At 67.7% G+C, this 10,617-nt stretch carries 10 protein-coding genes; 4 read left to right on the forward strand and 6 right to left on the reverse strand.

Features of this window, described 5'->3' with window-relative positions; genetic code table 11:
• Positions 1-40: 40 nt before the first annotated feature.
• On the reverse strand, positions 41-1,288 hold the full coding sequence (locus B551_RS06230; protein WP_006578133.1) for a M48 family metallopeptidase: 1,248 nt from the start codon (positions 1,286-1,288) through the stop codon (positions 41-43).
• Between the two features lie 139 nt (positions 1,289-1,427).
• On the opposite strand from B551_RS06230, the gene orn reads away from it, so the two are divergent.
• Together orn and B551_RS06240 are read left to right on the forward strand one after the other, a co-directional pair.
• A complete protein-coding gene (orn, locus tag B551_RS06235) occupies positions 1,428-2,093 on the forward strand; it encodes an oligoribonuclease (protein WP_006578132.1) in 666 nt (221 codons plus the stop codon).
• A gap of 124 nt (positions 2,094-2,217) precedes the next feature.
• A complete protein-coding gene (locus B551_RS06240) occupies positions 2,218-3,099 on the forward strand; it encodes an AEC family transporter (RefSeq protein WP_006578130.1) in 882 nt (293 codons plus the stop codon).
• A gap of 267 nt (positions 3,100-3,366) precedes the next feature.
• Here the strand turns inward: B551_RS06240 and mog are convergent, their stop codons facing one another.
• The gene (mog, locus tag B551_RS06245; RefSeq protein WP_006578129.1) at positions 3,367-4,011 is read right to left on the reverse strand and encodes a molybdopterin adenylyltransferase; all 645 of its coding nucleotides are present in this window, start codon (positions 4,009-4,011) and stop codon (positions 3,367-3,369) included.
• Positions 4,008-4,622: a ribosome biogenesis factor YjgA gene (gene yjgA, locus B551_RS06250; protein WP_006578128.1), complete on the reverse strand. Its 615-nt coding sequence runs from the start codon at positions 4,620-4,622 to the stop codon at positions 4,008-4,010. Before yjgA ends, mog begins: the two co-directional genes overlap by 4 nt.
• 137 nt (positions 4,623-4,759) lie before the next feature.
• Between yjgA and pmbA the strand changes: the two genes are divergently transcribed.
• On the forward strand, positions 4,760-6,130 hold the full coding sequence (gene pmbA, locus B551_RS06255; protein WP_006578127.1) for a metalloprotease PmbA: 1,371 nt from the start codon (positions 4,760-4,762) through the stop codon (positions 6,128-6,130).
• Between the two features lie 204 nt (positions 6,131-6,334).
• Here the strand turns inward: pmbA and B551_RS06260 are convergent, their stop codons facing one another.
• The 3 genes from B551_RS06260 to B551_RS06270 all read right to left on the reverse strand — a co-directional run bounded on the left by B551_RS06260 (position 6,335) and on the right by B551_RS06270 (position 8,527).
• Entirely contained in the window at positions 6,335-6,826 is a 492-nt protein-coding gene (locus tag B551_RS06260; RefSeq protein WP_006578126.1) for a dihydrofolate reductase, read from the reverse strand.
• A complete protein-coding gene (locus B551_RS06265; RefSeq protein ID WP_006578125.1) occupies positions 6,823-7,617 on the reverse strand; it encodes a thymidylate synthase in 795 nt (264 codons plus the stop codon). The genes B551_RS06260 and B551_RS06265 overlap by 4 nt, the downstream gene beginning before the upstream one ends.
• A gap of 211 nt (positions 7,618-7,828) precedes the next feature.
• Positions 7,829-8,527 carry a TerC family protein gene (locus tag B551_RS06270; protein WP_006578124.1) on the reverse strand — a complete coding sequence of 233 codons (699 nt, stop codon included), beginning with the start codon at positions 8,525-8,527 and terminating at the stop codon, positions 7,829-7,831.
• Positions 8,528-9,348: 821 nt separating this feature from the next.
• Here B551_RS06270 and egtD point away from each other — a divergent pair.
• Positions 9,349-10,344 (forward strand): L-histidine N(alpha)-methyltransferase, encoded by a 996-nt coding sequence (egtD, locus tag B551_RS06275; RefSeq protein ID WP_006578123.1) that lies wholly within the window; start codon positions 9,349-9,351, stop codon positions 10,342-10,344.
• Positions 10,345-10,617 lie beyond the last annotated feature (273 nt).

The following is a 10,617-nucleotide window of genomic DNA, read 5'->3' on the forward strand; positions in this document are numbered from 1 at the left end:
CGGCGCTGGGCGTCGCCGCCGCGTAGTCGGGCGGGGCGGCTCATGCGTGCGCCAGCAGACGGTCGATGCGCTGCGCCGCGGGCGGGTGCGAGTAGTAGAACGCGCTGTAGAGCGGATCGGGCGTCAGCGTCGACGCATTGTCCTTGTACAGCTTGACCAGCGCCGACACCAGATGGCCGGCATCGGCATGCTCGGCGGCGAACGCATCGGCCTCGAACTCGTGCCGGCGCGAGGTCAGGCTCGACAGCGGCCCGAGCAGGAACGTGAATACCGGCAGCGTCAGGAAGAACAGCACCAGCGCCAGCGCGTGGCTGTCCGACATCAGGTTCGGCAGCACGCCCAGGCCCGTGTAGAACCACGCCTGCGTCGACAGCCAGCCCAGCAGCGCCAGGAAGGCCAGGCTCAGCGCGAAGGTCACGACGATGCGCTTGACGATATGGCGCCGCTTGAAGTGGCCGAGCTCGTGCGCGAGCACCGCCTCGATCTCGTCGGCGTTCAGCCGCGACAGCAGCGTGTCGAAGAAGACGATGCGCTTGGCCGCGCCGAAACCGGTGAAATAGGCGTTGCCGTGCGCGCTGCGGCGCGAGCCGTCCATCACGAACAGGCCCTTGCTGGCGAAGCCGCAGCGGCGCATCAGCGCTTCGATGCGCTGCTTCAGCGTCTCGTCGGTCAGCGGCTCGAACTTGTTGAACAGCGGCGCGATCCAGGTCGGGAAGATCACCAGCAGCACCAGGTTGAAGGCCATCCAGACCATCCAGGTCCACAGCCACCACCACGTGCCGGTCCGGTCCATCAGCCACAGCACCGCCAGCAGCAGCGGCAGGCCCAGCACCGCGGCGACCACCAGCATCTTGATGGTGTCGACGAGCCACAGCCGCCAGGTCATCCGGTTGAAGCCGAAGCGCTGCTCGATGCCGAACTGCGCGTACAGCGTGAAGGGCAGCTCGGCCAGCCCGCCGATCAGCGCGACGCTGGCGATCAGCGCGACGCCATAGGCATAGCCGGGGCCGAAGGTGCCGTACCAGAACTGGTTCAGCCAGTGCAGGCCGCCGAGCAGCGTGAAGCCGATCAGCACGGCGGCGCCGGCGAGCACCTCGAGCATCGACAGCCGCGTGCGGGCGATCGTGTAGTCGGCGGCCTTGCGGTGCGCGGCCAGCGAGATCGTATCGGCGAAGCGCGGCGGCACGGTGTCGCGATGCAGGCCGACATGGCGAACCTGGCGCGCGGCCAGCCACAGTTTGGTGAGCACCATCACCACCAGGGCGACGAGAAAAAGCAGCGTGAACATCGGGTCCTTGCCTTGTGGGGCGGTCTAGTGCCTTCGATATGCGAGAATTATATGACTTCGCGCCGGCACACCCGCCAGGGCCCACGATGCCGACGCACGATATTCCCATCCCTCCGCTATCCGATCCTCACGCAGTCCGATGACAAGCTCCAGCCCCGCCGCCTCCGTACCGGCCGCCGCGCCCGCCTCCGCCCCGCCCGCCGTCAAGTCGGTCAAGAGCGAAAACAACCTGGTCTGGCTCGATATGGAGATGACCGGGCTGTCCCCCGAGAACGACCGCATCATCGAGGTGGCGGTGGTGGTCACCGACTCCGAGCTGCATATCCTGGCCGAGGGTCCGGTGCTGGTGATCCACCAGGACGACGCCGTGCTCGACGCGATGGACAACTGGAACAAGGGCACCCATGGCCGCTCGGGCCTGATCGACAAGGTCAAGGCCTCGACGCTGACCGAGGCGCAGGCCGAAGCCGAACTGCTCGCCTTCCTCAAGCGCTGGGTGCCGGCCGGCAAGTCGCCGATGTGCGGCAATTCGATCTGCCAGGACCGCCGCTTCATGGCGCGCTACATGCCCAAGCTCGAGGCGTTCTTCCACTATCGCAACCTCGACGTGTCGACGCTGAAGGAGCTGTGCAAGCGCTGGGAGCCGGCGATCCACAAGGGTTTCATCAAGCGGCAGCTGCATACTGCGCTGGCCGATATCCTCGAGTCGATCGAGGAGCTGCGCTACTACCGCACGCATTTCATTCGCAGCAGCCAGCAGGCGGCGCCGGCGCAGGACGCGGCGGGCTCCACCGGCGCAGCCTGACCCAGCCGGTTCGTCGTTCCCGCGGATGCGGGAACCCAGTGACTTGCGATGAGCCGCTGGGTCCCCGCCTGCGCGGGAACGATGGGCATCGCGGCTCGACTCGATCCTTCCTCCCCATCCCGCCATGCTTGAGCGCATCGTCTCGATCATCACGCCCGTCATCCTGATCATCCTGGTCGGCTGGCTGTACGGACGCAAGGCCCATCCCGACATGGCGGGCATCAACCGCGCGACGCTCGACGTGATCGCGCCGCTGCTGGTGGTGTCGGCCTTCGTCAGCAAGGAGTTCGTGCTGGCCGACCAGCTCGCGCTGCTGGCCTGCGCGGTCGGCGTGGTGCTCGGCTCGGGCCTGCTCGCGCTCGGCGCGGCGCGGCTGATGGGCGCGGACCCGCGCACCTTCGTGCCGCCGATGATGTTCAACAACTCGGGCAACATGGGGCTGCCGCTGTCGGTGTTCGCCTTCGGGCCCGCCGGGCTGGCACCGGCGGTGGCGCTGTTCGCGGCCTCGAACCTGATGCACTTCACGCTGGGGCTGAAGATCGTCAACCGCCATGCCTCGCTGGCGCAGATCTCGCGCAACCCGATGGTGCTGGCGACGATCGCCGGCGTCGGCCTGTCGCTGGCGCGCCCGTGGTTCGCGCTGCCCGATCCGGTCTATCAATCGATCAAGCTGCTGGGCGACGCCACCGTGCCGCTGATGCTGTTCGCGCTGGGCGTGCGGATGAAGGACGTCAATCTGCGCAACTGGGGCATGGGGGTGGCCGGCGCGGTGATCTGCCCGCTGACCGGCATCGCCTGCGCGCTGGCGCTGGCGGCGGTGGTGCCGCTGACCGAGCTGCAGCGCGGCCTGCTGTTCGTGTTCGCCGCGCTGCCGCCGGCCGTGCTGAATTTCCTGGTGGCCGACCATTTCCGGCAGGAGCCGGACCAGGTGGCGTCGATCGTGCTGCTGGGCAATATCGCCGCGGTGGTGTTCGTGCCGGTCGGGCTCTATCTGGGGCTGCGGTAGGGCGCCCGCCTCCGGGCTGCCCTCTCCCCCAGCCCCTCTCCCGCAAGCGGGAGAGGGGAGCGAGTGCCGAGCGAGCGCGACCAGTGCTTTCGATGTGTCCCTCTGCCCCAAGCGGGAGAGGGGAGCGAGTGCGGGAGATGCCTTCGGTGTCTGATCTTCCGGCAAGCGGGGGAAGGGATAGAGCTCGGCAAATGCCCTCGTTGTTCCCCTCTCCCGCCTCTCCCGCGTGCGGGAGAGGCGCAGGGGAGAGGGCAGCCTCGGCGCCGCTCAGCCCTTCTGCCGGATCGCGTGCTTCGGCCGCCAGGCCTTGACTACGGCCTCGTCGGTCTCGATGTAGGGCCCGCCGATCAGGTCGATGCAGTAGGGCACCGCGGCAAAGATGCCTTGCACGACGGGCTTGCCGTCGTCGCCGCGCAGCCCTTCGAGGGTTTCGCGGATCGCGCGCGGCTGGCCCGGCAGGTTGATGATCAGCGCCGCACGGCTCGGCGTTTCGCGGATCACCGCCACCTGGCGCGACAGGATCGCGGTCGGCACGAAATGCAGGCTGACCTGGCGCATCTGCTCGCCGAAGCCAGGCATTTCCTTGGTACCGACCGCCAGCGTGGCTTCCGGCGTCACGTCGCGGCGCGCGGGACCGGTGCCGCCGGTGGTCAGCACCAGGTCGCAGCCGGCCACGTCGACCAGCTCGATCAGCGTGCGCGAGATCTGCGCCTGTTCGTCGGGGATCAGCCGTTCCACGCCCTGCCACGGCGAGGTCAGCGTACGGCCGAACCATTCGCGCAGCGCGGGGATGCCCTCGTCCTGATAGGTGCCCGCGGACGCGCGGTCCGAGATCGACACGAAGCCGACGACAAGTTCGTCGGGGTGGCGGCGAGCCACGGGCTGGCCGATGGTTTGGGCAAGGTCGCTCATGCGGGCTCCTGATCCTCTCCGGTTGAAGGCGCGGCGGACGCCGCACCGGGCTGCTCGCGCGCCTCGAGCGCGCTCTTGATCGCCTGGAACAGCTCGCGGAAATGCTTCGGCGGCTTGGCCAGCTGCTGTTCCTTGCGCGCGTTGCGGATCAGGCTGCGCAGCGCCTGCACGTCGACGCTCGGATGCTCGGCGAGGAAGCGCGTCAGCGCCTCGTCGTCCTTGAGCAGCAGCTCGCGCCAGCGCTCGATCAGATGCAGCCGGGCGGTCTCGGCCTTGCTGGTGCCCTTGAAGCCGTCCAGCGCGCGCCGAATGGCGTCGATCTCGTCGTCGTTCAAGCCGCGCATCACCTTGCCGACATACTGCATCTGGCGGCGCTTGCCTTCGTGGCTGGTAATGCGGCGGGCCTCGCGGATCGCGTCTTCGAGCACCTCGGGCATCGGCACGCGCGCCAGCCGGTCCTTGGGCAGCGCCTCGAGCTCGCTGCCAAGGTCCTGCAGCGCATGCATGTCGCGCTTGCGCTGCGACTTGCTCTTGGGCGAATCGTCTTCGGGCTCGGGGGCAAAGGCGCCGGGAAAGCCGGCGCCGGGGGAGTGGCGGGGATGTCGCGTCATGGGCGGCATTTTATCTTGCTATGATTCCCGTTTGGGTTTCCGTTTGCCCTTCCCGGCTCCCACGGCGCCCCGGCTCGCCGCCGGAATCGCCTCCGCCACGCCCGACCTTCGCCAGACCTACCAGGCCAGACTTACGCATGTCCGATCTCATGACCGACCAGAACGTCCACTTTACCTATACCCAGGCGCAACTGAGCGAAATGGCAGCCGATGTGCTGCGCGTCGCCCGCGAACTGGGCGCCACCGATGCCGCCACCGAGATTTCCGAGGGCAGCGGCCTGTCGGTCTCGGTGCGCAAGGGCGAGGTCGAGACGATCGAGCAGAACCGCGACAAGGTGGTCGGCGTGACCGTGATGATCGGCAAGCGGCGCGGCAATGCCAGCACGTCGGACTTCTCGCCGGCCGCGCTGCGCGCCACCGCCGAGGCCGCCTACAACATCGCGCGCTTCACCGCCGAGGACGACTGCGCGGGCCTGGCCGAAGAGGAACTGCTCGAACGCGATCCGCTCGACCTGGACCTGTTCCACCCGTGGGCCATCGACGCCGAGCAGGCTATCGAGATCGCGCGCCGCGCCGAGGCCGCGGCCTTCGCGGTGTCGCCGCGCATTCGCAACAGCGACGGCGCCAGCGTATCGGCGCAGCATTCGCAGTTCGTGCTGGCCACCACGCGCGGTTTCGTCGGCGGCTATCCGTATTCGCGCCATTTCGTCTCGTGCGCGCCGATCGCCGGCAGCGGCGGCGGCATGCAGCGAGACGACTGGTATTCGTCCAAGCGCGCGCCCGAGGCGCTGGCCGAACCCGAAGCGATCGGCCGCTACGCCGCCGAACGCGCGCTGGCGCGGCTGCATGCGCGCAAGCTGTCGACGCGCCGCTGCCCGGTGCTGTTCGAAGCCCCGCTGGCGGCAGGACTGCTGGGCGCCTTCGTGCAGGCGGTATCGGGCGGCGCGCTGTATCGCAAGTCGACCTTCCTGTACGACACGCTGGGCAAGCCGGTCTTCGCTCCGCATATCGACATCCATGAGCGTCCGCATGTGCCGGGCGCGATGGGCAGCGCGCCGTTCGACGAGGAGGGCGTCAAGACCCGCGCCCGCGACGTGGTGCGCGATGGCGTCGTGCAAGGCTATTTCCTGTCGACCTATTCGGCCCGCAAGCTCGGCATGCAGACCACCGGCAACGCCGGCGGCTCGCACAATCTGTCGCTGACCAGCAAGCTGACGGAGCCGGGCGACGATTTCCCGGCGATGCTGCGCAAGCTGGGCACCGGCCTGCTGGTGACCGAACTGATGGGGCAGGGCGTCAACTACGTGACCGGCGACTATTCGCGCGGCGCCTCGGGCTATTGGGTCGAGAACGGCGTGATCCAGTACCCGGTCGAGGAAATCACGATCGCCGGCAACATGGCCGAGATGTTCCGCCAGATCGTCGCGATCGGCGCCGACACGCTGGTGCGCGGCACCAAGGAGACGGGCTCGATCCTGATCGAGCAGATGACGATCGCGGGGAATTGAGACGCGGGAAACTAAGGGCGCCTGCCATCGGCTCCCCTCTCCCGCTCGCGGGAGAGGGGTAGGGGGAGAGGGCAGCAGCACTGGCCAATGCCGCCACGGCTTGAACCGCCCGGCCCCTCTCCCCAACCCTCTCCCGCAAGCGGGAGAGGGGGTGCCGCCCGTGCAGTGCGCACGGCGACAGCACTGGCAGATTCCTGCCGCAGACTACTCCGGCGCCCGTTCGTACGTCACGAACGCATAGTCGAAGCCATTCGACTCGGAATGATGCCGCTCCCGCTCGGTGGCGATCCAGCGTTGCGGATCGATGTCGGGGAAGTGCGCATCGCCGTCGATGTCGGCGTCGATCTCGGTGACGATCAGCCGGTCGGCGCTGGGCAGCGCCTCGGCATAGAGCTGCGCGCCGCCGATCAGGAACACCTGCTCGACGCCGACGCACAGCCGCAGCGCGTCCTCGAGCGAGGACGCGGTTTCCGCGCCATCGAGCCGCAGTTCGGGATTGCGGCTCACCACGATATTGCGGCGGCCCGGCAGCGGCCGGCCGATCGATTCCCAGGTCTTGCGGCCCATGATCACCGGCGCGCCCATCGTGGTGCGCTTGAAGTGCGCCAGGTCCTCGGGCAGCCGCCACGGCAGCGTGTTGTCGCGGCCGATCACGCCATTGCGCGCGCGCGCGACGATCAGCGTCAGCAGCGTCATACCGCGACCGGGGCCTTGATGGCCGGATGCGATTGGTAGCCGACCAGCGCGAAGTCCTCGTAGCGGTAGTCGAAGATCGAATCAGGCTTGCGCAGGATTTCCAGCTTCGGCAGCGCCATCGGTTCGCGCGCCAGCTGCGTGCGCACCTGTTCCTCGTGATTGCTGTAGATATGGCAGTCGCCGCCGGTCCAGACGAAATCGCCGACATCCAGGCCGGTCTGCTGCGCGATCATGTGCGTCAGCAGCGCATAGCTGGCGATATTGAACGGCACGCCGAGGAAGATGTCGGCGCTGCGCTGGTACAGCTGGCACGACAGCCGGCCGTCGGCCACGTAGAACTGGAAGAACGCGTGGCAGGGTGGCAGCTTCATGCGCGGGATGTCGCCGACGTTCCAGGCCGACACGATCAGCCGGCGCGAATCCGGATTGCTGCGGATCTGCTCGATCAGCTGGGCGATCTGGTCGATATGCTCGCCGTTCGGCGCCGGCCACGAACGCCATTGATAGCCGTAGATCGGGCCGAGCTCGCCGTTCTCGTCGGCCCATTCGTCCCAGATCGTGACGCCGTTTTCCTGCAGCCACCGCACATTGGTCGAGCCCTGCAGGAACCACAGCAGCTCATGGATGATCGACTTCAGATGCAGCTTCTTGGTGGTGACCACCGGGAAGCCTTCGCGCAGGTCGAAGCGCATCTGATAGCCGAACACCGAGCGCGTGCCGGTGCCGGTGCGGTCCGCCTTGACGGTGCCATGCTCGTACACATGGCGCATGAAGTCGAGATACTGTTTCATCGGCGTCGGAAAGGAAAAAGGGCCGCAGCGCAGCGGCATGCGGGCCAGGGCGTCATTCTAGCCGATGCGCTCCGATGGGGGCCGGCATGAAAAAGGGCGGCCCCGATGGAGCCGCCCTTCGATCGGATCTTTGTCATTCCCGCTCAGGCGGGAATCCAGCGTCTTGGCAAGCCGCTGGGTCCCCGCCTGCGCGGGGACGACATCATGCCGTTTACTGGCTTTCGACCGCCGGCGCGCGGCGCTTCTGCACCATATAGCCTGCGCCCAGTACGCCGCCGATGATCACGGCATACAGCAGCCAGGCCAGCGCCGGGTTGGCGGCGAAGAACGGCTTGACCAGCGGTTCGCCCAGGATCATCTTGGCCGCGGTGAACGCCAGCACGCCGGAGCCCAGGTAGATGATGATCGGGTAGCGGGCCATCAGCTTGAGCACCAGGCGCGAGCCCCAGACCACGATCGGGATGCTGATCAGCAGACCCAGCACCACCAGCAGGAAGCTGCCGTGCGCGGCGCCGGCCACGGCCAGCACGTTGTCGACGCCCATCACGGCGTCGGCGATGATGATCGTCTTCATCGCGCCGGCCAGCGTGGTTGCCGGGGCGCCATGCTCGTCCTCGCCGTTTTCGTCGGACAGCAGCTTGTAGGCGATCCACACCAGCGCCAGGCCACCGACCAGCATCAGGCCAGGAATCTTCAGCAGCCACACGACACCGATGGTCATGGCCGAACGGACCACGACGGCACCGATGGTGCCCCAGACGATGGCCTTCTTTTGCAGGTGCGGCGGCAGGTTACGCGCCGCCAGCGCGATCACGATGGCATTGTCGCCAGCGAGCACCAGGTCGATGACGACGATCGACAGCAGTGCCGTCAGAAACTGCATCGTGAACAGATCGGTAAGCCACTCCATGAACTCTCCTGTTGGAAACGTGAAATATCGGTTCGCCTGGAGTCATGCAGCCGCGGACGGGAGCCTCTGCAAACCATGAATCCAGGTTGCAAAGGTCTTGCTCGACCGATCTGCGATATTGCCGAAACGCCGATATCGCCGGTACGGTCAGCACAACCGGAGGCCGCAATGGGCGCGGCGCTCGTAATGACGATTGTGCTAAGGGCGGGCTGCCCTGGAGCTACTCCCCTTTGAAGGGGCTTGGCCGTGGTCGGCCTTGCTTGGGCACGGATTATAAACGAGGTTCATGGCGATTGTCGCCTTTGCGGCAAATGGCGTTTACCCGGCCTCGCGCCACGCCTTTACCCGCTTCCAGCCCCGCCCTGGTCCCGCCTTGGCCCCGCCATGGCTCCGGAACAGCGCCGCGCGCGTGTCGGAGGCAGGCGGGCAGGCAGACGAGCCCGATAGCGCCTATTCTTACCGGATCGGCAGTGGCCGATGCGCCGCCGGACAGCGATGGCGGCGTGTCCTCTGCCCACACCGGCCGTTTGCTGGCGTTCGCTGCGTTTGCCGAGACGGCGGCGGTGTGACCGGGGTTCGGGGTTGCGCCGCGCTCAGTGCTCAAGGCTCGCAGCGCGGTGCCCAGTGTCATCCAGCCACATCAACCGACCAGAAGGAACAAGAACCCTATGCCGGCTGACCCGATCGGTATGCCATCGCGCCGCCTCCGCCAGGACAACGGATCCGCACCGCGCGCCGCCTCTTCACCGTCCCCGTCTTCCGCAGCGTCCTCATCGTCTTCCTCGTCTTCCTCGTCTTCCCCGCCTTCTCGATCCGCCGCCGTGGCCTCGTCGCTGGCCAGGGCGCGCTCGCGCTTCGGCGATCCGCTCGCCTTCGTGCAGCAGTACCGCCACGACGACGAGGCCGAGCGCGCCGAGCTGATCGACGGTCTGCTGGCTCCGCACGCCAGCGTCCAGCCCAAGCACTTCTACGACGTGCTTGGCTCGCGGCTGTTCGAGGCCATCACCGCGTTGCCCGAGTACTATCCGACGCGCACCGAGGCGGAGATCTTCGCCGCCCATGCGAGTGCGATCGGCGCGCGCTGCGGCAGCGGCGGGGTGCTGATCGACCTCGGTGCCGGCAATTGCCAGAAGGCGGCGCGGCTGTTCGGCGTGCTGCGGCCCGCCCAGTATGTCGCGCTCGATATCTCGGTCGAGTTCCTGCGCGACACGCTGGCCGGACTGCAGCAGCAGCATCCACAGATTCCGATGCTGGGGCTGGGCGCGGACCTGTGCGCGCCGCTCGCGCTGCCGGCGCCGATCCGGCACGGCCGGCGGCTGTTCTTCTATCCGGGCTCCAGCATCGGCAACTTCGCGCCCGATGCCGCGCTGGCGCTGCTGCAGCGGCTGCGCGCGGCGGCGCGGCAGGGCGACGGCGTGCTGATCGGCGTCGATCTGGTCAAGGACGAGGCGCAGCTGGTATCGGCCTACGACGATGCGCTCGGCGTGACCGCGGCGTTCAACCGCAACGTGCTGCGCAACGTCAATCGCGCGATCGATGCCAACTTCGCGTTGGCCGACTGGCGCCACGTCGCCAGCTTCGACCGGCAGCGTTCGCGTATCCGGATGCATCTGGAAGCGGTGCGCGATGTCGAGGTCCACTGGACCGGCGGCGGCCGCGCCTTCCATGCCGGCGAGCGCATCCATACCGAGGACTCGCACAAGTACCGCGTCGACGGGTTTGCCGCGCTGCTCGAAGAGGCGGGCTTTGCCGATCCGGTCTGCTGGACCGACGCGCGGCAATGGTTCGCGGTGTTCCACGCGCGCGTGCCGGCCTGAGGGTCGAGGACCAGGCGGAAGAGGCTGGCCGAAGAGGCAGGCCGAAGAGGCAGGCCGAAGGGAAGGGGAAAGGGAAGGGGAAAGCCGCGGTGTCATAATGCCCGCTGACATGCCGCTCGCACTGCGCGCGGTTTTCCAGCGGCTTTTGACGAGGCGGGCAATCCGATGAGCGGCTTCACCATGCTTCCCGATCTGTATTTCGCCGGCGGCCGGCACGACTGGAGCGATGCGCGGCGGCTGCCGCGCGAGGGCCTGGCGCAGGCGCTGGTCGAC

This window comes from Cupriavidus sp. HPC(L) (assembly GCF_000307735.3).
Taxonomy (GTDB): Bacteria; Pseudomonadota; Gammaproteobacteria; order Burkholderiales; family Burkholderiaceae; genus Cupriavidus.

Bases quoted from the DNA above. Each gene is read 5' to 3' on its own strand.
- B551_RS06230 (WP_006578133.1), bottom strand. From the start codon at position 1,288: ATGTTCACGCTGCTTTTTCTCGTCGCCCTGGTGGTGATGGTGCTCACC.
- orn (WP_006578132.1), top strand. From the start codon at position 1,428: ATGACAAGCTCCAGCCCCGCCGCCTCCGTACCGGCCGCCGCGCCCGCC.
- B551_RS06240 (WP_006578130.1), top strand. From the start codon at position 2,218: ATGCTTGAGCGCATCGTCTCGATCATCACGCCCGTCATCCTGATCATC.
- mog (WP_006578129.1), bottom strand. From the start codon at position 4,011: ATGAGCGACCTTGCCCAAACCATCGGCCAGCCCGTGGCTCGCCGCCAC.
- yjgA (WP_006578128.1), bottom strand. From the start codon at position 4,622: ATGACGCGACATCCCCGCCACTCCCCCGGCGCCGGCTTTCCCGGCGCC.
- pmbA (WP_006578127.1), top strand. From the start codon at position 4,760: ATGTCCGATCTCATGACCGACCAGAACGTCCACTTTACCTATACCCAG.
- B551_RS06260 (WP_006578126.1), bottom strand. From the start codon at position 6,826: ATGACGCTGCTGACGCTGATCGTCGCGCGCGCGCGCAATGGCGTGATC.
- B551_RS06265 (WP_006578125.1), bottom strand. From the start codon at position 7,617: ATGAAACAGTATCTCGACTTCATGCGCCATGTGTACGAGCATGGCACC.
- B551_RS06270 (WP_006578124.1), bottom strand. From the start codon at position 8,527: ATGGAGTGGCTTACCGATCTGTTCACGATGCAGTTTCTGACGGCACTG.